20 protein-coding genes are annotated in these 19,288 nt (G+C 61.0%); 12 read left to right on the top strand and 8 right to left on the bottom strand.

What is annotated here, in order from left to right; genetic code table 11:
- Positions 1-34: 34 nt before the first annotated feature.
- Entirely contained in the window at positions 35-787 is a 753-nt protein-coding gene (locus tag AC0J6G_RS17490) for a gamma-glutamyl-gamma-aminobutyrate hydrolase family protein (protein ID WP_475249903.1), read from the bottom strand.
- A gap of 276 nt (positions 788-1,063) precedes the next feature.
- On the opposite strand from AC0J6G_RS17490, the gene AC0J6G_RS17485 reads away from it, so the two are divergent.
- Positions 1,064-2,440 carry a glutamine synthetase family protein gene (locus tag AC0J6G_RS17485; RefSeq protein ID WP_475249901.1) on the top strand — a complete coding sequence of 459 codons (1,377 nt, stop codon included), beginning with the start codon at positions 1,064-1,066 and terminating at the stop codon, positions 2,438-2,440.
- 226 nt (positions 2,441-2,666) lie between these two features.
- Positions 2,667-3,725: an extracellular solute-binding protein gene (locus tag AC0J6G_RS17480; protein WP_475249899.1), complete on the top strand. Its 1,059-nt coding sequence runs from the start codon at positions 2,667-2,669 to the stop codon at positions 3,723-3,725.
- Between the two features lie 145 nt (positions 3,726-3,870).
- On the opposite strand, the gene AC0J6G_RS17475 is transcribed toward AC0J6G_RS17480, so the two are convergent.
- Complete coding sequence (locus tag AC0J6G_RS17475; RefSeq protein WP_475249897.1) at positions 3,871-5,238, bottom strand: CYTH domain-containing protein; 1,368 nt, start codon at positions 5,236-5,238, stop codon at positions 3,871-3,873.
- 112 nt (positions 5,239-5,350) lie between these two features.
- Between AC0J6G_RS17475 and AC0J6G_RS17470 the strand changes: the two genes are divergently transcribed.
- From AC0J6G_RS17470 to argA, 4 genes are all read left to right on the top strand, one after another.
- On the top strand, positions 5,351-6,028 hold the full coding sequence (locus tag AC0J6G_RS17470; RefSeq protein WP_475249895.1) for a TIGR00153 family protein: 678 nt from the start codon (positions 5,351-5,353) through the stop codon (positions 6,026-6,028).
- 40 nt (positions 6,029-6,068) lie between these two features.
- On the top strand, positions 6,069-7,334 hold the full coding sequence (locus AC0J6G_RS17465; RefSeq protein WP_475249893.1) for an inorganic phosphate transporter: 1,266 nt from the start codon (positions 6,069-6,071) through the stop codon (positions 7,332-7,334).
- Between the two features lie 68 nt (positions 7,335-7,402).
- Complete coding sequence (argE, locus tag AC0J6G_RS17460) at positions 7,403-8,551, top strand: acetylornithine deacetylase (protein ID WP_475249891.1); 1,149 nt, start codon at positions 7,403-7,405, stop codon at positions 8,549-8,551.
- Positions 8,552-8,671: 120 nt separating this feature from the next.
- Positions 8,672-9,970 (top strand): amino-acid N-acetyltransferase, encoded by a 1,299-nt coding sequence (gene argA, locus AC0J6G_RS17455; protein WP_475249889.1) that lies wholly within the window; start codon positions 8,672-8,674, stop codon positions 9,968-9,970.
- Between the two features lie 104 nt (positions 9,971-10,074).
- On the opposite strand, the gene AC0J6G_RS17450 is transcribed toward argA, so the two are convergent.
- From AC0J6G_RS17450 to trpB, 3 genes are all read right to left on the bottom strand, one after another.
- Positions 10,075-10,707, bottom strand: a complete 633-nt coding sequence (locus AC0J6G_RS17450) for a TetR/AcrR family transcriptional regulator (protein WP_475249887.1) — start codon at positions 10,705-10,707, stop codon at positions 10,075-10,077.
- A gap of 188 nt (positions 10,708-10,895) precedes the next feature.
- Positions 10,896-11,705 (bottom strand): tryptophan synthase subunit alpha, encoded by an 810-nt coding sequence (gene trpA, locus AC0J6G_RS17445; protein ID WP_475249885.1) that lies wholly within the window; start codon positions 11,703-11,705, stop codon positions 10,896-10,898.
- Positions 11,702-12,913 (bottom strand): tryptophan synthase subunit beta, encoded by a 1,212-nt coding sequence (gene trpB / locus AC0J6G_RS17440; protein WP_475249883.1) that lies wholly within the window; start codon positions 12,911-12,913, stop codon positions 11,702-11,704. The genes trpA and trpB overlap by 4 nt, the downstream gene beginning before the upstream one ends.
- A gap of 141 nt (positions 12,914-13,054) precedes the next feature.
- Here trpB and AC0J6G_RS17435 point away from each other — a divergent pair, with 141 nt between their 5' ends.
- The 4 genes from AC0J6G_RS17435 (at position 13,055) to AC0J6G_RS17420 (ending at position 15,938) form a co-directional block, all read left to right on the top strand.
- The gene (locus AC0J6G_RS17435; protein ID WP_475249881.1) at positions 13,055-13,942 is read left to right on the top strand and encodes a LysR family transcriptional regulator; all 888 of its coding nucleotides are present in this window, start codon (positions 13,055-13,057) and stop codon (positions 13,940-13,942) included.
- Between the two features lie 109 nt (positions 13,943-14,051).
- Positions 14,052-14,267 (top strand): dodecin, encoded by a 216-nt coding sequence (locus tag AC0J6G_RS17430; protein WP_475249879.1) that lies wholly within the window; start codon positions 14,052-14,054, stop codon positions 14,265-14,267.
- Between the two features lie 175 nt (positions 14,268-14,442).
- Positions 14,443-15,438 carry an LLM class flavin-dependent oxidoreductase gene (locus AC0J6G_RS17425; protein WP_475249877.1) on the top strand — a complete coding sequence of 332 codons (996 nt, stop codon included), beginning with the start codon at positions 14,443-14,445 and terminating at the stop codon, positions 15,436-15,438.
- Between the two features lie 68 nt (positions 15,439-15,506).
- Entirely contained in the window at positions 15,507-15,938 is a 432-nt protein-coding gene (locus tag AC0J6G_RS17420; protein ID WP_475249875.1) for an OsmC family protein, read from the top strand.
- Positions 15,939-16,027: 89 nt separating this feature from the next.
- Here the strand turns inward: AC0J6G_RS17420 and AC0J6G_RS17415 are convergent, their stop codons facing one another.
- Positions 16,028-16,447 (bottom strand): PA0061/PA0062 family lipoprotein, encoded by a 420-nt coding sequence (locus tag AC0J6G_RS17415; RefSeq protein WP_475249873.1) that lies wholly within the window; start codon positions 16,445-16,447, stop codon positions 16,028-16,030.
- Between the two features lie 88 nt (positions 16,448-16,535).
- Between AC0J6G_RS17415 and AC0J6G_RS17410 the strand changes: the two genes are divergently transcribed.
- Together AC0J6G_RS17410 and AC0J6G_RS17405 are read left to right on the top strand one after the other, a co-directional pair.
- Positions 16,536-17,600: an aminopeptidase gene (locus tag AC0J6G_RS17410; protein WP_475249871.1), complete on the top strand. Its 1,065-nt coding sequence runs from the start codon at positions 16,536-16,538 to the stop codon at positions 17,598-17,600.
- 47 nt (positions 17,601-17,647) lie between these two features.
- Positions 17,648-17,878: a DUF1161 domain-containing protein gene (locus AC0J6G_RS17405; protein ID WP_475249869.1), complete on the top strand. Its 231-nt coding sequence runs from the start codon at positions 17,648-17,650 to the stop codon at positions 17,876-17,878.
- A 132-nt stretch (positions 17,879-18,010) separates the two neighbouring features.
- Here AC0J6G_RS17405 and AC0J6G_RS17400 read toward each other — a convergent pair whose 3' ends face one another.
- On the bottom strand, positions 18,011-18,658 hold the full coding sequence (locus AC0J6G_RS17400; protein ID WP_475249867.1) for an HAD family hydrolase: 648 nt from the start codon (positions 18,656-18,658) through the stop codon (positions 18,011-18,013).
- 15 nt (positions 18,659-18,673) lie between these two features.
- Positions 18,674-19,216 carry a gamma carbonic anhydrase family protein gene (locus tag AC0J6G_RS17395; RefSeq protein ID WP_475249865.1) on the bottom strand — a complete coding sequence of 181 codons (543 nt, stop codon included), beginning with the start codon at positions 19,214-19,216 and terminating at the stop codon, positions 18,674-18,676.
- Positions 19,217-19,288: the final 72 nt, after the last annotated feature.

Below are 19,288 nucleotides of genomic sequence, written 5' to 3'. Positions count from 1 at the left end.
AGGGTTGGTTAGAGCCGACTTATATACAGTCGCCTCAGCGTTGCCCCGCCCTCTTCCTGCAAGCCTCACCAAAGGCCTGGAAGATGGCGAGATAATTCGGGTTAGATCGTACCTGCCATTCAGGGTGCCATTGCACCCCCAATGCAAAGCTTTTGGCACCTTCGACGGAGAAGGCTTCGATCAACCCGTCAGGCGCCAGTGCTTCAACATGAAGGCCCGGCGCCAGACGCTGAACGCCCTGGCCATGAATGGAATTAACTTGAATCTCGTCCGGCAAGCCGATGCCGGCGAGCAGCCCACCCGGCTGCACATGCAGCGCGTGACGCAGGCCATATTGTTGTTCTGCGGGAAGGTCTGCAGGCTCGCGGTGGTCCATCAACCCTTCGACCTCATGCACGCGCTGGTGCAGTGCGCCACCAAACGCGACGTTCATCTCCTGAAAGCCACGGCAAATGCCCAGCACCGGGATGCCGGCGGCAATTGCTGCTTTAATCAAAGGAAGTGTCGTATTGTCACGCGCCGCATCATGGGCGGTGCCAGGTTCGCTGGCGTCGCCAGCATAATGGTGGGGTTCAACGTTGGACGGTGAGCCGGTGAACAGCAAACCATCGAGTTGCTGCAGCAGGTAAGCTTGATCCAGTTGCTCAGCCAACGCTGGGATGATGATTGGCATACCGCCAACCACCTGAACGATGGCCTGCAGGTATTTATCACCGGCAGTGTGATAGATGTTGTGCCCGATCTGCTTGGTGCAGGCACTAACGCCGATTATCGGCTGGCGCGACATGAGACACCCGTTTTATTGCTGTTATGGGTTTCGTTCGAGCTTAGCCTTGTTCATTTTTTTTCACAATAGTCATGTAAAAAATTGAACACACCCTACTGAGCACCCCGAAAGACAAGGGCTCCAGCAGGGCTTCACTGCCCTGAAACGCCCTAAAAATGGCCATAAAGCCCCAATCTGGTGCACGACGGGCCTCGCTTGACACCATCAGGTGTTTAAGATTGACTCACGTCTGTGCAATTGCATGATTGATATTTTTAACATAAAAGGTGTTGCACCATGTCTGTACCCCCGCGTGTCGTTCAGCTTAACGAAGCGAACGCGTTCCTTAAGAAACACCCTGAGGTCTTGTTCGTCGACCTTCTGATCGCAGATATGAATGGCGTGGTGCGCGGCAAGCGTATCGAACGCGCGAGCCTGCATAAGGTTTATGAGCGCGGCATCAATCTTCCGGCGTCCCTGTTCGCCTTGGATATCAATGGCTCGACGGTAGAAAGCACCGGCCTGGGTCTGGATATCGGCGATGCGGACCGGGTCTGCTTTCCCATCCCCAACACCCTGAGCAATGAGCCTTGGCAGAAGCGCCCAACCGCGCAACTGTTGATGACCATGCATGAAATGGAAGGCGAGCCGTTTTTTGCCGACCCACGGGAAGTGTTGCGTCAGGTGGTTGAGAAGTTCGACGAACTGGGCCTTACCATTTGTGCGGCGTTCGAGCTTGAGTTCTACCTGATTGACCAAGCCAACGTGAATGGCCGCCCGCAGCCGCCGTTGTCGCCTCTGTCCGGTAAACGCCCGCACTCGACTCAGGTGTACCTGATCGACGACCTCGACGAATACGCCGAGTGCCTGCAGGACATCCTTGAAGGTGCCAAAGAGCAAGGCATCCCAGCTGACGCCATCGTCAAGGAAAGCGCCCCGGCGCAGTTCGAGGTCAACCTGCACCACGTTGCTGACCCGATCAAGGCCTGCGACCACGCGCTGCTGCTCAAGCGCCTGGTGAAGAACATCGCTTACGACCATGAGATGGACACCACCTTCATGGCCAAACCGTACCCCAACCAGGCGGGTAACGGTTTGCATGTGCATATTTCGATTCTCGACAAGCAGGGCAACAACATCTTCGCCTGCGAAGACCCGGAACAGAATGATGCCCTGCGCCATGCCATCGGCGGCGTATTGGAAACCATGCCGGCCTCGATGGCGTTCCTTTGCCCGAACGTCAACTCCTACCGTCGTTTCGGCGCGCAGTATTACGTGCCGAACTCGCCGTGCTGGGGCATCGATAACCGTACCGTGGCCCTACGAGTGCCGAATGACACCGCCGACGCGGTGCGCATCGAACACCGGGTTGCCGGCGCTGATGCCAACCCCTACCTGCTGATGTCAGCGGTGTTGGCGGGCGTGCACCATGGTCTGACCAACAAGATCGAGCCCAACGCACCCGTGGAAGGCAACTCCTACGAGCAGAATGAACAAAGCCTGCCGAACAACCTGCGCGATGCCCTGCGCGAGCTGGACGACAGCGAAGTACTGGCGCGGTATATCGACCCCAAATACATCGATATCTTCGTCGCCTGTAAGGAAAGCGAGTTGGCCGAGTTTGAAAACTCGATCTCCGACCTCGAATACAACTGGTACTTGCACACAGTTTGATGCAACACCCAAACGCCGGCCTTTGAGCCGGCGTTTTTTTATGGCCTGCCATCCATGGCGGCCACCCTGCGGGCCGTCGCTGCGCGACGTTAAAAATGGCTCCTGGCCATTTCTTATTCCGCACGCTGCGTAGCACCTGCCCTTTTATTCACGCCTAGGCGCGATGACGGGCAACCTGCGGCGCGAGTTCCTGCTGACGCGACCTCAACCTATTCAGGAGATCTCCATGCCTCGCCTGTTTGCTTCACTGCTGCTTGCCCTGACGCCATTGCTGGCCAGCGCCGAAGAGGTGATTCGCGTCCACAACTGGAATGATTACATCGCCCCGTCGGTGCTCAAGGATTTTCAGGCAGAGACCGGCATTCGCGTGGAGTACCACACCTTCAGCACAGCGGAAGAACTGGCAAAGGTACTGGCCAGCGGCGAAGCCATTGACGTCGCGGTACCCTCGCACGATGCCCTGCCGGCGATGATTAAGAACGGCACGCTACAACCGCTGGATTTCAACCTGCTGCCCAATCGCAAGCACCTCGATAAACAACTGCTCAGCACCCTGGTCGCTCTCGACCCGGCCAATCGCCACGCGCTGCCCTATCTGTGGGGCGCAGTGGGCCTGGCGATCAACACGCCACAGGCCGAAGCGGCCTTTGGTGGGCCGCTGCCCAACAGCTGGAGTGTGCTGTTTGACCCCGAGCAAAGCGCGCGACTGGCCAGCTGCGGTATCAGCCTTTTGGATGCACCCGATGAAACCCTGACGGTGCTAATGAGCTATCAAGGCCGCAGCATGGCGCGCAGTTCGCCGGGGCGCATTGAGCGCGCCAGCCAGGTACTTGATGGCCTGCGGCCAAACCTGCGCTATATCGACAGCGAGCGTTATATCGACGACCTTAACCAGGGCAAGCTGTGCGTGGCCATGGCCTGGGTTGGCGATGCGCTAGCCGCCGCTGATGCCGGCCAGCCGGTACGTTTTCTGGTGCCGGATGAAGGCTCCGTGCTATTCATCGACAGCCTGGTCATCCCCAGTAGCGCCAAACGCCCTGACCTGGCGCATCGTTTTATCAACTACCTGATGCAGCCCAAGGTGGCAGCACTGATCACCGCCGAAACCCTGTACCCCAGCGGCAATGCCGACTCCCGCGACTTTCTCGACGAAGCCCTGCGCAACCTGCCCGACCTCTACCCGGATCGCAGCACCAAACGCCGCTTGCACGCCCTGGAAACCCTGCCGGAAAAGCACAGCGCTACCCGCGACGCGGTATGGGCGCGCTTTCGTGATGGCAGTTGAGCGATAAGGGCAAATCGTGGGAGGGGCTTTCGGCTCGGGCATCCTGCCTCGCACGCCCTTCTGCATCCATGCAGTCATAGCCGCGGCAGAGCCAAAAGCTCGCCGCCAAAGCGGAATGCCGCCCAGCCCCTCCTACTGAACCGTCTTACTTGACCAGCTGACGCCAGGCTTTCAGCGAACCGATGGTCAATAGCTGCGCCTTGCGCGCCGCCAGTACCTCGGGGTCGATGGCTTGATTGGCCAAGTCGGGCAGTTTGTTCAACTCGCCGTACAGGCGGTCGACTTCCGGCACGTCCACCAACACCCCGCGTGCCAGACGCAGCCAGACCAGCAAGCGCTCGATGCGCGGCAGCTGTTCAGCGAGGTCTTCCGGCTGCTGCTGATAACGGCGCAGCTGCAAGGCGTCACCTTCTTCGGCAATCAGGGTCGGCAGCCAGTTACCCAGCGGCGCGGCGCCTTGGCGATTGCCACGGTTATTACGCTCAACCGTCCAGCTACGCGCCAGTAACCAGCGCGAAGTGCTGAGGGAGAATAAGCCCCAGCGGGTGGCTTCGAGCTCGGCGGCAAATTGCGCCGGGGCGTCCTTGCGCGCCTGCTCATCCTGCTGCCCGGCCTGCACCCACGGGCGCCATTCCAGCAGCAAGGCATCCAACAATTCACGCAAGGCATGGCTGCTGGCGCGCGGTGCGGCTTGACCGAGGCTACCCAGCAGGGCGCGCAAACCGATCAGCTGTTCCAGCCACTCGACCAGTAAACGCCAATGGCCATTGAAACGGTATTGCTCGGCCAAGCGCTGGCTGCTGCCCAGCAGGTGCCAGGCCAACGCGGCCACGCTGTCATCCAGGCTGGTTTCCACGCTCAGGCTCGGGGCCGGCAGATTCAGGCTGTAGCTGCTGGCATCAAACAAACGATAACCGCGCTCAGCCTTGCTGATATCGCACGGCATCAACGCCAGGTCGGCCGCCAGCTCCGCCGCCAGCTCCAGCAGCGCCTCAGGCTCACCCTGACGCAGCTCCAGCTCCAACTCGCAGATTTCTTCTTCGCCTTCGCCGGCAATCACCTTGCCCAGGTCCAGCGCCGCCTCGATCACCACCTTGGTCTTGCCACGGCCCCAGGCGATTTCGGCCTTCTCGCGGATAAAGTCGGTGGTGAAGATCGGCACCAGCTGCGTTTTGTCCAACTCAGCCAGGGTCGCCGGCCAGCAGCTGTCATCGAGTTTATTCAGGTCCAGCTTGGCCTCGGCCAGGTTCCAGTCCCACTCATTACGCTCGGACAAACCGGCCACGCTCTGCCCACGGGTTTTCAGGGTCTGGATAAACTGCTCGCCGTCACGGCGCACGCGCAGGGCGACCTTGGCCGCAGCCAGGTCACGCTCGGGCGTATCGAAATACTGATTGAACAGTTCGCGCTGCTCCCAACCACTCTTGTTGCGTTTTTTCAGCAACGGGTGATCACGCAGGGCAGCCAACGTTGCACGGCTAACCCGCAGTTTGATTTCGGTTTCTTTGTTCATGATGATTGGGATCAACGCCTACTATGAAATTGTGACAGTCCGATTACCTGCGCTGGCGAGCCTGTGGACTGATCCGTATACTTGCCGCCTTCTTAACGCCGGGGTTCACCCTATGCCAGTCAATCCATTTGCCAGCCTGTTTGGCCGTTCACCCATTGGGCCGATGCAAAAGCACTTTGCCAAAGCCCACGAGTGTGCAGCCAACCTGGTGCCTTTCTTCGAAGCTGTGATGGTCGAGGATTGGGCCAAGGTAGAACAGGTACAACAGGAAATGGCCAGCCTCGAAGGTGAGGCCGATAAGCTCAAGAAAAGCGTGCGTTTGCACCTGCCCAAGAGTCTGTTCCTGCCCGTACCGCGCTCGGACCTGCTTGAGCTGCTGAGTGTACAGGACAAAGTCGCCAACCGCGCCAAGGACATCGCCGGCCTCATGCTCGGCCGCGAGATGACCATTCCACCGGCGCTACAGCCGCTGATGCGCGCATTCGTGCAGCGTACTGTGGATGCCAGCGCCCAAGCGCTGAAAGCCATGAACGAGCTGGATGAATTGCTGGAAACCGGCTTTGGTGGCCGTGAAGCCGCGTTGGTTGAGTCCATGGTTATGGAGCTGGAGCAAATCGAACGCGACACCGACAAGATGCAAGTTGAAGTTCGCCGCACCCTGTTCAAGCTGGAAAAGGATCTCCCGCCTATCGATGTGATGTTTCTCTATCAGATCATCGAATGGATCGGCGATGTAGCCGACCGAGCCGAACGTGTCGGCAACCGACTGGAACAACTGCTGGCGCGCTAATGCGCCAGTGTCCTTTCTGGAATCCACGGATTAATTATTTATGTCTCTGATTGCGGACTACGGCCTCGTATTGCTGCTGCTTGCCTGTCTCTTTGGTTTCTTTATGGCCTGGGGTGTGGGCGCCAATGATGTGGCTAACGCCATGGGCACTTCAGTGGGCTCACGCGCACTGACCATCAAACAGGCGATCCTGATCGCCATGGTCTTCGAATTCGCCGGTGCTTATCTGGCTGGCGGCGAAGTGACCGAGACCATCAAGAGCGGCATCGTCGATGCGTCGATGATCACCCCGGATTTGATGGTGCTGGGCATGATGTCAGCGCTGCTGGCTGCGGGCACCTGGCTACTGGTGGCCTCGACCAAGGGCTGGCCGGTTTCCACCACCCACTCCATCGTCGGCGCGGTCATCGGTTTTGCCGCCGTTGGCGTGTCCATGGATGCCGTGAACTGGGCCGGTGTTGGCCCCATCGTTGCCAGCTGGGTGGTTTCACCCGTGCTGTCCGGCTTCGTCGCCTTTGGCCTGTTTGTCAGCGTGCAAAAGCTGATCATCGACACCGACAACCCCTTCCTTAACGCCAAGCGTTTCGTACCGATGTATATGTTTGCCACCGGTTTTATGGTCAGCGTCATGACCCTGACCAAGGGCCTCAAGCATATCGGCCTGGACCTCTCCAGCACTGAAGGTTTCTTCCTGTCCCTCGGCGTGGGCGCACTGGTCATGCTGCTGGGCATCATCCTGCTGAGCCGCATCAAGATCGACGTCGAGGCAGACAAAGACTTCCACTACGCCAGCGTGGAGAAAGTCTTCGCCGTGCTGATGATCTTCACCGCCTGCGCCATGGCCTTTGCCCACGGCTCCAACGATGTGGCCAACGCAGTCGGCCCACTGGCGGCGATTGTTGGGGTGATTCAGTCCGGTGGTGAAATGGCTGTTGGTGCCAAATCCGCCGTTCCAGGCTGGGTGCTGCTGCTGGGCGCGGTGGGTATCGTGATCGGCCTCGCCACCTATGGTTACAAGGTGATCGCCACCATCGGCAAGGAAATCACCGAGCTGACCCCAAGCCGCGGCTTTGCTGCCGAACTGGCCACCGCCACCACCGTAGTGGGCGCCTCGGCCATCGGCCTACCGGTTTCCACCACCCACACGCTGGTGGGCGCGGTTCTCGGGGTCGGCCTGGCGCGCGGTATCGGCGCACTGAATCTGGGCGTGATCGGTAAGATCTTTATGTCCTGGCTGATCACCCTGCCCATTGGCGCAGCGTTGTCGATTGTCTTCTTCTATATCCTGCGCGGCATTTTCCTCTAAACGCCCGTAGCGGTTTCATCTGCAAAGGCGATGCCCCTATCATGGGTCATCGCCTGCGGAGACCGCCGATGACCCTGCCCTCCTTCAAAGACCAATTCGCCGCCCTGATCGCTGCCCCCTCGGTGAGCTGCACCCAAGCCCATTGGGACCAGTCCAACCGCGCTGTTATTGAGCTGCTATCCAGCTGGCTCGGCGACCTTGGTTTCGCCTGCGACGTGCAGGAAATCGCTCCCGGCAAATTCAATCTGCTTGCCAGCTACGGCTCCGGCCCTGGCGGCTTGGTGCTGGCCGGGCATAGCGACACCGTGCCGTTCGACGCCGCGCTGTGGCAAACCGACCCGCTCAAGCTCACCGAGGTGAATGGCCGCTGGGTGGGCCTGGGCAGTTGCGACATGAAGGGTTTTTTCGCCCTGATTATCGAAGCCGTACAACCCTTGCTGGAGCAGCGCTTCCAGCAGCCGCTGCTGATTCTCGCCACCTGTGATGAAGAAAGCTCGATGTCCGGTGCCCGCGCCCTGGCCGCTGCCGGTCGACCGCTGGGCCGTGCGGCGGTGATTGGTGAGCCGACTGGGCTCAAACCCATTCGCCTGCACAAAGGCATCATGATGGAGCGCATCGACATTCTCGGGCAGAGCGGCCACTCCTCTGACCCGAGCTTGGGCCATAGCGCCCTGGAAGCCATGCAGGACGTGATGCTGGAACTGCGCGGGCTGCGCGCGCACTGGCAGCGTGAGTACAACAACCCACAATTCAGCATGCCCACGCCAACCCTGAACTTTGGCTGCATCCACGGCGGCGACAACCCCAACCGCATCTGCGGCCAATGCTCGCTGGAGTTCGACCTGCGCCCGCTACCCGGCATGCAGCCAGAAGCCCTGCGCGCGGCCATCCGCCAGAAGCTGCAGCCGCTGGCCGAACAGCATCAAGTGAAGATCGACTTCGCCCCACTGTTCCCCAGCGTGCCGCCCTTTGAGCAAAACGCCGACACTGAGCTGGTGCGCATCGCCGAACGCCTGACCGGGCACAGCGCCACGTCGGTGGCATTTGCCACCGAAGCGCCTTATCTTCAGCAGCTGGGTTGCGAAACCCTGGTGCTCGGCCCGGGCGATATCAACTGCGCCCACCAGCCAGGGGAATACCTGGAAATGTCACGTTTGCAGCCAACCGTGCGTCTGCTGCAACAACTGATCGAACATTACTGCCTGAAAACTGCATGATGCGGAGGAGAGAACGCGTGAAGCTGTCCCAACTGCGACGATAAAACCGCTCCTGGCTGCCTCCTCTGGCGCGCCCGCGCCACCCCATGCGTTCCGCACTCGACACAGGTTCTTCAAGTAATGCACGACCACGTTAATTGGCTCCGCCACGCTTCGCCCTATATCAATGCCCACCGTGACTGCACCTTTGTGGTGATGCTGCCCGGCGAGGGCGTTGCCCACGCCAACTTCGGCAATATCGTTCATGACCTGGTGCTGCTGCACAGCCTTGGCGTGCGCCTGGTACTGGTGCACGGCTCGCGCCCGCAAATTGAAGCGCGCCTGGCGAACAACGGGCTGACCCCGCGCTATCACCGCGACTTGCGGATCACTGACAGCCCTACGCTGGATTGCGTAATTGATGCCGTCGGCCAGCTGCGCATCGCCATCGAAGCACGCCTGTCGATGGACATGGCGCGCTCGCCGATGCAGGGCTCACGCATGCGCGTGACCAGCGGCAACTTTGTTACGGCACGGCCGATTGGCGTGGTCGATGGCGTTGACTACCACCACACCGGCGAAGTGCGGCGCATCGACCGCAAGGGCATCAACCGTCAGCTGGATGAGCGCAGCATCGTGCTGCTCTCGCCGCTGGGTTATTCGCCGACCGGGGAAATCTTCAACCTGGCCTGTGAAGACGTTGCCACCCGCGCCGCCATTGACCTGGATGCCGACAAACTGCTGCTGTTCGGCGCCGAATGCGGCCTGCTCGACGAGGCCGGCAAGCTGGTGCGTGAACTGCGCCCGCAACAGGTGCCGGCACACTTGCAACGCCTGGGTAACAGCTACCAGGCAGAACTGCTCGACGCGGCAGCAGAGGCCTGCAAGGGCGGCGTACGGCGCAGCCATATCGTCAGCTATGCCGAGGACGGCGCCCTGCTCAGTGAGCTGTTCACCCGCACCGGCAACGGCACCCTGGTGGCGCAGGAGCAATTTGAATCACTGCGCGAGGCGACCATCGAGGACGTCGGCGGCCTGATGGAGCTGATCACCCCACTGGAAGACCAAGGCATTCTGGTACGTCGCTCGCGTGAAGTACTGGAGCGCGAGATCGAGCAGTTCAGCATCGTCGAGCGCGAAGGACTGATCATCGCCTGCGCGGCGCTGTACCAAATTGCCGACTCGGATTTCGGCGAGCTGGCGTGCCTGGCGGTCAACCCAGCCTACCGCCATGGCGGCCGGGGCGATGAATTGCTCGAACGCATTGAAGAGCGCGCCCGCGCTCAGGGCCTGAAAACCCTGTTCGTGCTCACCACGCGCACCGCCCACTGGTTCCGCGAGCGGGGCTTCGTGCTCAGCAGCGTCGACCGCCTGCCCGCTGCGCGGGCCTCGCTGTACAACTTCCAACGCAACTCGCAGGTGTTTGAAAAGGCACTGTAGAACCTGGCGCTTTTGGCGGGTGGGTGAGCAGCACCTGGCGCATGACTTACGCAAGACGGCGGCATGCGAGTGCTGCGTAACCCACTCTACGAATGAAAAGGGCGCTATAGCGCCCTTTTGGGTAGATAGCGGGGCAGATACAAACCCAGATACGCATCGAACACCCGCATGCCTTCCTCGGCCATGCGCGGGGTGATAACGCCATGCAGCTGCACCGAACGGGCGTACACACGGTCGCCGAGCTCCATGGCCAGGGCGAATACATCGACGTCATCCGGCAGCTGCGGCAAGGGAAAGTGGCGGTCGAATAACAGCTGCAGCGCCTGACCCAACTCGATGTCGTGCAGCCGATCCGCTTGGGTTACTTCCGCCAAACCGTGCTGCGCCAGAATCAGCTGGCGCGCCGCGGCATCATCCGCATAAATCGCCAACATCCGCTGCTCAGCCAGCCGTGACAGGTCACGCCAGTCACGCAGCTGATCGTGCTCGATTGGCGCCTGCAAGCAGGCGCGAAAGGCCGCGTGAACATCGGCCGTCAGCGCCTCCAGCAACGCCGGTACGCTGGCGAAGAAGTGGTACACCGATGAGGGCGGAATCGCCGCACGCTCGGCCACGCTGTAAATCGACAGACCCGCTACGCCCTGCTCGGCCAGCAGTTCACGGGCAGCCGCAAGAATGCCGGCGATGCGGCTCTGGCTACTGGCGCGGGGTTTGCGGGCAACGGCTGGACGGGACATGGCGAGACTCGGAGTAAGTAAACAACGTTGGATGACATTTCGCCGCCCACCCTACACCGAACCCGTAGCCCGGATGAAATCCGGGAACGGTTTACTGGCAATAAATGATCCCGGATTGCATCCGGGCTACGCGACTACAGCGGTGGATGGGTGAAGCGTCATCCACCCTACGCGCTAGCACCGCAAAATTAGACGCGCGCGCCGCGTACACCTTCAGCCAGAGCGCTGCACAAGCTCAGCACGCCGTCTATGGCCTGTGCGTCGCTTGTTGCATGGGCGATCTGGTCGATCAGCGCCGAACCCACCACTACGCCTTCAGCCAGGCGGGCAATGGTTGCCGCGTGTTCCGGGGTGCGGATGCCGAAACCGATGCACAGGGGCAGGTCGGTGTGGCGACGAAGACGGGTCACGGCCTGTTCGACGTGATCCAGCGTGGCCGCACCGGCACCGGTCACACCGGCGACCGACACGTAGTAAACAAAGCCCGAGCTGCCGTTGAGCACTTTCGGCAGGCGCTTGTCGTCGGTGGTCGGGGTGGTCAGGCGGATAAAGTCCAGACCTGCGACTTGCGCCGGGTCGCACAGGTCGACGTTATGTTCCGGCGGTAGGTCAACGACGATCAGACCATCGACACCCGAAGCGACGGCTTCAGCGATAAAACGCTCGACGCCGTATTTGTGGATCGGGTTGAAGTAGCCCATCAACACCAGCGGCGTGACCTGCTCGCCTTCGCGGAACTCGCGGACCATCTGCAGGGTTTTCGCCAGGTCCTGACCGTTGTCCAGTGCGCGGATGTTGGCGAGCTGGATGGCCGGGCCATCGGCCATCGGGTCGGTAAAGGGCATGCCCAGTTCGATCACATCCGCACCGGCGGCGGGTAGGCCTTTGAGGATGGCCAGCGAGGCATCGTAGTTCGGGTCGCCACCGGTGACGAAGGTCACCAGCGCGGCGCGGTTCTGCTCTTTCAGTTCGGCAAAGCGGGCTTGCAGGCGGCTCATGCGTGCTGCTCCTGTTGTTCCATGTGGTGCACGATGGTTTGCATGTCTTTGTCGCCACGGCCGGAGAGGTTAATCACCATCAGGTGATCCTTGGGCAGGTTGGGCGCACGCTTGAATACTTCCGCCAGGGCGTGAGCGGTTTCCAGGGCCGGGATGATGCCCTCCTGGCGGCAGCAGATGTGGAAGGCTTCGAGGGCTTCGGTGTCGGTCACGGAGGTGTATTCGACGCGGCCGACTTCATGCAACCAGGCGTGTTCCGGGCCGATGCCGGGGTAATCCAGGCCGGCGGAAATCGAGTGGGCGTCGATGATCTGGCCGTCGTCGCTCTGCAGCAGGAAGGTGCGGTTGCCGTGCAGCACGCCCGGTACGCCGCCGTTCAGGCTGGCAGCGTGCTTGCCGGTTTCGATGCCGTGACCGGCCGCTTCCACGCCGATGATTTTGATCTGTTTGTCATCGAGGAAGGGGTGGAACAGGCCGATGGCGTTCGAGCCACCGCCGATGCAGGCAATCAGGCTGTCGGGCAAACGACCTTCCTGGGCGAGCATCTGGTCGCGGGTTTCCTTGCCGATCACGGCCTGGAAGTCGCGCACCATGGCCGGGTACGGGTGCGGGCCGGCCACGGTGCCGATCATGTAGAAGGTGTTGTCGACGTTGGTTACCCAGTCGCGCAGGGCTTCGTTCATCGCATCTTTCAGCGTGCCGGTACCCGCAACAACCGGGATTACGGTGGCGCCCATCAGCTTCATGCGCAGCACGTTGGCGTTCTGCCGGTGGATGTCGGTGCTGCCCATGTAGATCACGCATTCCATGCCGAAGCGCGCCGCCACGGTGGCAGTGGCCACGCCGTGCATGCCGGCGCCGGTCTCGGCGATGATGCGTTTTTTGCCCATGCGCTTGGCCAGCAACACTTGGCCGATGCAGTTGTTGATCTTGTGTGCGCCGGTGTGATTCAGCTCTTCGCGCTTGAAGTAAATCTTCGCGCCGCCGCACATCTCGGTCAGGCGCTCAGCGAAGTACAGCGGGCTGGGGCGGCCGACGAAATCACGCTGGAAGTAGGCCAGTTCCTTCTCGAACTTAGGATCAAGCTTGGCTTTCTCATATTCGGCAGCCAGGTCATGGATCAGCGGCATCAGGGTTTCAGCGACGTATTGGCCGCCGAACGAGCCGAACAGGCCGTTGGCATCAGGACCAGCGCGGAAGGAAGTCATGGCGTTCTCCTTGGTAAAGTAGGCCTGCAGTTGCTGGGCTTAACGACTCGCCCTACGTCTACGGCAATGGGCACAGGATAAAGCTGTGGCCCGCGCAGCAAAAGCGATAAGATCGCCACAACCTGTCAGGAAAACTCACACATGAGCCAGGATCTTCCGCCGCTCAACGCCCTACGCGCCTTTGAAGCCGCCGCCCGTTTAAACAGCATCAGCCAGGCCGCAGCCGAGCTGTACGTCACACATGGCGCGGTGAGCCGACAAGTGCGGGCGCTGGAAGAACACCTTGGCGTGGCGCTGTTCAACAAAGACGGACGCGGCTTGAAACTCACAGATGCGGGCATTCGCCTACGCGATGTCAGCGCCGATCTGTTCAGCCGCCTGCGCAGCACCTGCGCCGAGCTGCAACAGGGCCAGGCGGATGCGCCCTTTGTGTTGGCCTGCCCGGGCAGCCTGCTGGCGCGCTGGTTTATCCCGCGCCTGGATCGACTCAACCGCGAGTTGCCGGAACTGCGCCTGCAACTGTCGGCCAGTGAGGGTGAGCTGGACCCGCGCCGCAGCGGCGTCGATGCCACCTTGTGGTTCGCCGAACCGCCGTGGCCAGCGGATATGCAGGTGTTTGAGCTGGCGGCCGAGCGCATTGGCCCGGTGCTCAGCCCGCGTTATGCGCACTTCGCCGAGTTGCATCAGGCCCCGCCTGGCGCACTGCTGAGCGAGCCCTTGCTGTACACCAGTTCGCGCCCACAAGCCTGGCCCAGCTGGGCCATCAGCAATGCGTTGGATACCGCCGCGCTGAAGCTCGGTCAGGGTTTCGAGCATCTATATTACCTGCTGGAAGCAGCAGCCGCCGGCCTGGGTGTAGCGATTGCGCCGCAGCAACTGGTCGCTGATGACCTTGCGGCGGGTCGCCTGGTCGCGCCCTGGGGCTTTGTCGAAACCTCGGCGCGCCTGGCGCTTTGGGTGCCGATACGCAGCCGCGACAACCGCGCCGAACGCCTCGCGCAGTGGCTGCGCAAGGAGCTGGCGCGCTAGCGACCGGCACCAGCCGCCATGCCGACCCAGTGCGACTAATCTGAACTTTAACGTTCACCGGTGGGACTCAACTACATGACCCACCTGTTCAGCCACCTGGGAGAATGCAATGTCCGATCATCACACCTACAAGAAAATCGAAATCGTCGGCTCGTCGAAAGTCAGCATTGAGGATGCCATCGAAAACGCCCTGGCAGAGTGCGCCAAATCCGTACGCCACCTTGAATGGTTCGAGGTGGCGGAAACCCGCGGGCATATCGTCGATGGCAAGGTTGGCCACTATCAGGTCACCCTGAAAATTGGCTTTCGCATGAGCAACAGCTAACCCACGCCCAGGCGCCTGGCCACAGCACCTTGCTGGCCAGGTTGCCGACGCTCAGCTCTACCGCCTGCCCGACACACCGCCTTGCCCCTTGGAATCGGCCAAACAAACCCCACTATCTAACTCAGGTATTGGCGCATTGCTGCGCCGTGCAACCGGATAACCCACAGGTAGCCCGATGAGCGCACTCGCACACAGTAGATTCTCCACCCTCGACCTCGCCCCCATTCGTGACGACGGTAACGCCGCCCAGGCCCTGCACAATTCCCTGGCGCTGGCGCAGCATGTTGAGCGCCTGGGCTTCGAGCGTTTCTGGGTGGCCGAACACCACAACATGGACGGCATCGCCAGCTCGGCCACTGCCGTGCTGTTGGGCTACTTGGCCGCAGGTACGTCGAAGATTCGCCTGGGCTCAGGCGGGGTGATGCTGCCCAACCACGCACCGCTGGTGGTTGCCGAACAATTTGGCACCCTGGCCACGCTCTACCCCGGCCGTATCGAACTCGGTTTGGGCCGCGCACCGGGCGCGGATCACTTCACCGCGCAGGCGCTACGCCGCGACCGGATTGGCAATGCTGATGATTTCCCTGCCGATGTGGAGGAACTGCAGCGCTACTTGGGCCCACGCACGCCGGACCAACGGGTGATTGCCATGCCCGGTACGGGCACCAACGTACCGATCTGGCTGCTCGGCTCCAGCCTGTTCAGCGCGCAACTGGCCGGCGAGAAGGGCCTGCCCTATGCCTTCGCTTCACACTTCGCGCCGCGTTACATGCACGAGGCGATTCGCGTCTACCGCAACCATTTCAAGCCTTCGGCCGTGCTCGATAAGCCTTATGTCATGCTCGGTATACCGTTGATCGCCGCCGACACCGATGAGCAGGCCGAGTACCTGGCCACCTCGGCCTATCAACGCATTCTTGCCCTGATTCGTGGCCAGAGCCTGGTGCAGAAGCCACCGGTAAACAGCATGCAAGGCCTGTGGCTGGCGCATGAGAAAGAGGCCGTGAACAACTTCCTCGGCCTGGCGGTGATCGGCGGCCCGGAAAGAGTTCGGGCACGCCTGGAGATGCTGCTGGAGCAGACCGGCGCTGATGAGCTGATCTTCACCTGCGACCTGTATGACTTCGCTGATCGGCTGCATGCCTTCGAGCTGGTCGCGCAATTACGCTGAACGTTTTATCGAACTTGTGCCGCCCGATTCGGCTCTGAACCCTACACCCCCTGTGTAGGAGAAGCCCGATGAAGAAGACAGCATCCGCCCACTGGCAAGGCGGCATCAAGGACGGTAACGGCACGATTTCCACCGAGAGCGGCGCACTGAACAAAGTGCCCTACGGTTTTAATACGCGCTTTGAAGGCCAGCCGGGCAGCAACCCGGAAGAGCTGCTTGGCGCCGCTCACGCCGGCTGCTTTTCCATGGCGTTGTCTAAGGAATTAGGCGACGCTGGGATGACAGCAGACAGCCTCGAAACCCGCGCCGAAGTGACCTTGGATAAACAGGATGGCGGCTTTGCCATCACGGCCGTGCACCTCTACCTGCACGCCAAAATCCCTGGAGCCGATCGCGCAGCATTCGACACCGCCGTGAACACCGCTAAAACCGGGTGCCCCGTGTCCAAGGTACTCAACGCCAACATCACCCTCGAAGCGCAGTTCGATAACGGCGCTTGATTCAGCCCTGCTGAAGCACTGGCCAGCAGGCGTTGCGAAACACCGCCTTCTGGCCAGTTTTTGAGGCAGCGCAGATCGCAGGCTGCTTTTTAAAAACTACCGCAGCGCAAAACGTTACCCCGCGCCAGCAGGTTGCGCTGCTCATCGTAGAGCCAGGCTTGCGCCTTCAACAGCAACGGCCGTGCTTCCAGCCGGTAGCGCTGGCCGGCTATGAAATGGTCATGCTGCACACGAATCACGCAGGTCACCTGGCGTGGCTCAGAGAGCCCGTCCGGGCCGCCACCGCTGCTCACCTCAAACTGAAAGCGCGCCTGCAACTCATGGGCACCGGCCGGTACCTGGAAGTAACGCCCATCATTCAGGCGCTGGCCATCGAGGCGATCCGCCATCAGCAACGTGCCGGCATGGCTGCGCAGCTCAACCCAGGCTTGGTCAGGGTCTGCCGGTGGCAGGGGTGAAGCGCAGGCGCTGAGCGCCAGCGCAGCACCCAATAAGGCTAAATAACGCATGGGGATCCTCCACAATTTAGCGGCTCACTAGCCTACGCCGATCTTGCGCTGGTAGCGTGGCGGCCTGTCAACTCATGGGTAATCCGTCATGTTCAATGCTCTGCGCTGTATATCGCTGGCAGCCACGCTGCTGCTGAGCGGTTGCAGCACCCTGGATTACTACAGCCACCTGGCTGGCGGCCAGCTGCAGCTGCTCAAGGCCCGCGAGCCGATAGCCGAGCTGCTGAATAAGCCGACGGTCGACCCCCGCCTCAAGCAACGCTTGGCCATCGCTCTGCAGGCGCGGGACTTTGCCAGTGCCCAGCTGGCCCTGCCGAACAACCGCAGTTATCGCCTGTATGCCGATATCCAGCGGCCCTATGTGGTGTGGAATGTATTCGCCACCCCGGAGTTTTCCCTGGCGCCGGAGCTGCACTGCTTCCCCATCGCCGGCTGCGTGGCCTATCGCGGTTTCTACAGCCAAAGCCGTGCGCGCGGTGCGGCGGCGCTGTTGAAACAACAAGGGCTGGACACCTACCTGGCCGGCATCGAAGCCTATTCCACCCTCGGCTGGTTTGATGACCCCATCCTCAACAGCATGTTGCGCTGGAGTGATGAACGCCTGGTGGCCGTCATCTTCCACGAACTGGCGCACCAGCAGCTGTATGTGGCGGATGACACGGCGTTCAATGAATCCTTCGCCAGTTTTGTCGAGCGCGAAGGCCTGCGCCAATGGCGTGCCGCACAAGGCCAGCCGCCCAGCGACGTGCAAGCCGAGCGGCAGCGCGAGCAATTTGTCGCCTTGGTTCTGGCCAGCCGAGCGCGCCTGCAGCAGCTCTATGACAGCGCGCTGTCGCCGGCGCAGATGCGCACCGCTAAACACGCTGAATTCGCCCGGCTGCGCGCTGAATACCGCACATTGCGCGAGCATGAATGGCACGGCGTGGGCGTGTACGACCACTGGATCAATGCCCCGTTGAACAACGCCAAGCTGTTGCCTTTCGGCCTGTATGACCGATGGATCCCCGCCTTCGCCGCGCTATTTGCTCAGGCCGACTACAACTGGCCGCGCTTTTATCAGCGTGTCGCCGCGCTGGGCAAACTGCCGCAGGCCGAGCGGCATCACGCCTTGGTCAAACTATCTGCAGGCACTGAGAACTTGCACAAGCGATAGCCAGTCAAACTACAGTCCACCCCTGTTCACGCAAAAGGAACGATGCAATGAACAAATTCACCCTGGCCGTGCTGCTTGGCCTACTCAGCACCAGCGTATTGGCCGCACCCAAGCCCTGCGAAGAGCTGCGTGCGGAGATCGAAGTGAAAATCCAGGCCGCAGGCGTTGCCAGCTACACCCTGGAAATCGTGCCCAACGAAGACGCCCAAGACCCCAACATGGTGGTCGGCAGCTGTGACGGTGGCAGCAAGAAGATCATCTATCAGAAAAATAGCTGACCCGAGGATGAGCGAGGCCGACTACTAACCTATCCGCGCGTCAGAGGGCCGGATGTAGCCCGGATACGCGCAGCGCAATCCTGGCTACAGGGTTAGCAGAAGCTGCCGAGTGCGCCCAAGCTCATCGCCGATTTAGCCGACAAACGCCTGATGCAGCTCGGCCAGGCTGTGGAAGTGGTAGGTGGGTGCCTCGGCCTGCAACTCAGCCGCACTGCCAAAGCCATAGCCCACCGCGGCCGCATGCAAACCATTGCGCCGCGCGCCGATCAGGTCATGCTTGCGGTCACCAATCATCAGCGTGCTGTGCGCAGGCAGCTGCTCTTGCTCCAGCAGATGGGCGATCAACTCAACTTTATCGGTGCGCGTGCCATCCAGCTCGCTGCCATAAATCATCTTAAAGTGCTGGGCAAAGCCAAAGTGCCGGGCAATTTCCTCGGCAAACACCGTCGGTTTGCTGGTGGCGATGTACAACGTGCGCTGCTGGTTCTGCAGCAACTGCAACAGTTCGCCCACACCATCAAACAGCTGGTTCTCATACAACCCCACTTCGCGGAACCGCTCACGATAATGGTTCACCGCCTGCCAGGCTGTGGCCTCATCAAAGTTATAGGTGTGCATAAAACACTGCAGCAGCGGCGGGCCGATAAAGTGCTCCAGCGCTTGCAAGTCAGGCTCATCGATACCCAGCTTGGCCAGCGCATGCTGCACCGAACGGGTAATCCCCTCACGCGGGTCGGTAAGGGTGCCATCGAGGTCAAACAGGATGTTCTGGTAATGCATCACGCGCTCTCTTAATTAACCGGCATAGCCTTCCAGCAGGTGCTGATCCTTCAGCCGCACGTAGTTGGCGGCGCTGTAGCTGAAGAAATTGCGCTCCTTGTCGGTCAACGGACGTGCCTGCTTCACCGGGCTGCCAACATACAAAAAGCCGCTTTCCAGCACCTTGCCCGGCGGCACCAGAGAGCCGGCACCGATCACCACCTCGTCCTGCACCACCGCGCCATCCATGATGATGCTGCCCATACCGACCAGAATACGGTTACCCAGGGTGCAGCCGTGCAGGGTAACGTTGTGGCCCACGGTCACTTCATCGCCAATGATCAGCGGGTAACCGGACGGGTTAAACGGCCCGGCATGGGTGATGTGCAGCACGCTGCCGTCTTGGATGCTGCTGCGCTCGCCAATGCGGATGCTTTGCATGTCACCGCGGATCACCACCAGCGGCCAGACCGAGCTGTCGGCGGCAATTTCCACATCGCCAAGAACCACGGCCGAGACGTCAACAAATACGCGCTCGCCAAGCTGTGGGGTGAATTGCTGGTAAGTACGAATCGCCACGATAGAAATCTCTTGGGCTGCGGGAAAGCTTGATTGTAATTAAGATGACCCCATGTCGGTTGTCATCGCGCC

The sequence above is a fragment of the Pseudomonas sp. TS_SC_3 genome, from assembly GCF_056156225.1.
This window is presented reverse-complemented; position numbering and strand designations above follow the sequence as displayed.

Excerpts from the sequence above, each read along its gene's own strand:
- argA (WP_475249889.1), top strand. The coding sequence starts at position 8,672 with ATGCACGACCACGTTAATTGGCTCCGCCACGCTTCGCCCTATATCAAT.
- AC0J6G_RS17400 (WP_475249867.1), bottom strand. The coding sequence starts at position 18,658 with ATGCATTACCAGAACATCCTGTTTGACCTCGATGGCACCCTTACCGAC.
- trpB (WP_475249883.1), bottom strand. The coding sequence starts at position 12,913 with ATGACTTCCTTCCGCGCTGGTCCTGATGCCAACGGCCTGTTCGGCTCG.
- trpA (WP_475249885.1), bottom strand. The coding sequence starts at position 11,705 with ATGAGCCGCCTGCAAGCCCGCTTTGCCGAACTGAAAGAGCAGAACCGC.
- AC0J6G_RS17490 (WP_475249903.1), bottom strand. The coding sequence starts at position 787 with ATGTCGCGCCAGCCGATAATCGGCGTTAGTGCCTGCACCAAGCAGATC.
- AC0J6G_RS17470 (WP_475249895.1), top strand. The coding sequence starts at position 5,351 with ATGCCAGTCAATCCATTTGCCAGCCTGTTTGGCCGTTCACCCATTGGG.
- AC0J6G_RS17425 (WP_475249877.1), top strand. The coding sequence starts at position 14,443 with ATGAGCGCACTCGCACACAGTAGATTCTCCACCCTCGACCTCGCCCCC.
- AC0J6G_RS17450 (WP_475249887.1), bottom strand. The coding sequence starts at position 10,707 with ATGTCCCGTCCAGCCGTTGCCCGCAAACCCCGCGCCAGTAGCCAGAGC.
- AC0J6G_RS17465 (WP_475249893.1), top strand. The coding sequence starts at position 6,069 with ATGTCTCTGATTGCGGACTACGGCCTCGTATTGCTGCTGCTTGCCTGT.
- AC0J6G_RS17405 (WP_475249869.1), top strand. The coding sequence starts at position 17,648 with ATGAACAAATTCACCCTGGCCGTGCTGCTTGGCCTACTCAGCACCAGC.
- AC0J6G_RS17430 (WP_475249879.1), top strand. The coding sequence starts at position 14,052 with ATGTCCGATCATCACACCTACAAGAAAATCGAAATCGTCGGCTCGTCG.
- AC0J6G_RS17410 (WP_475249871.1), top strand. The coding sequence starts at position 16,536 with ATGTTCAATGCTCTGCGCTGTATATCGCTGGCAGCCACGCTGCTGCTG.
- AC0J6G_RS17420 (WP_475249875.1), top strand. The coding sequence starts at position 15,507 with ATGAAGAAGACAGCATCCGCCCACTGGCAAGGCGGCATCAAGGACGGT.
- AC0J6G_RS17415 (WP_475249873.1), bottom strand. The coding sequence starts at position 16,447 with ATGCGTTATTTAGCCTTATTGGGTGCTGCGCTGGCGCTCAGCGCCTGC.
- AC0J6G_RS17485 (WP_475249901.1), top strand. The coding sequence starts at position 1,064 with ATGTCTGTACCCCCGCGTGTCGTTCAGCTTAACGAAGCGAACGCGTTC.
- argE (WP_475249891.1), top strand. The coding sequence starts at position 7,403 with ATGACCCTGCCCTCCTTCAAAGACCAATTCGCCGCCCTGATCGCTGCC.
- AC0J6G_RS17480 (WP_475249899.1), top strand. The coding sequence starts at position 2,667 with ATGCCTCGCCTGTTTGCTTCACTGCTGCTTGCCCTGACGCCATTGCTG.
- AC0J6G_RS17475 (WP_475249897.1), bottom strand. The coding sequence starts at position 5,238 with ATGAACAAAGAAACCGAAATCAAACTGCGGGTTAGCCGTGCAACGTTG.
- AC0J6G_RS17435 (WP_475249881.1), top strand. The coding sequence starts at position 13,055 with ATGAGCCAGGATCTTCCGCCGCTCAACGCCCTACGCGCCTTTGAAGCC.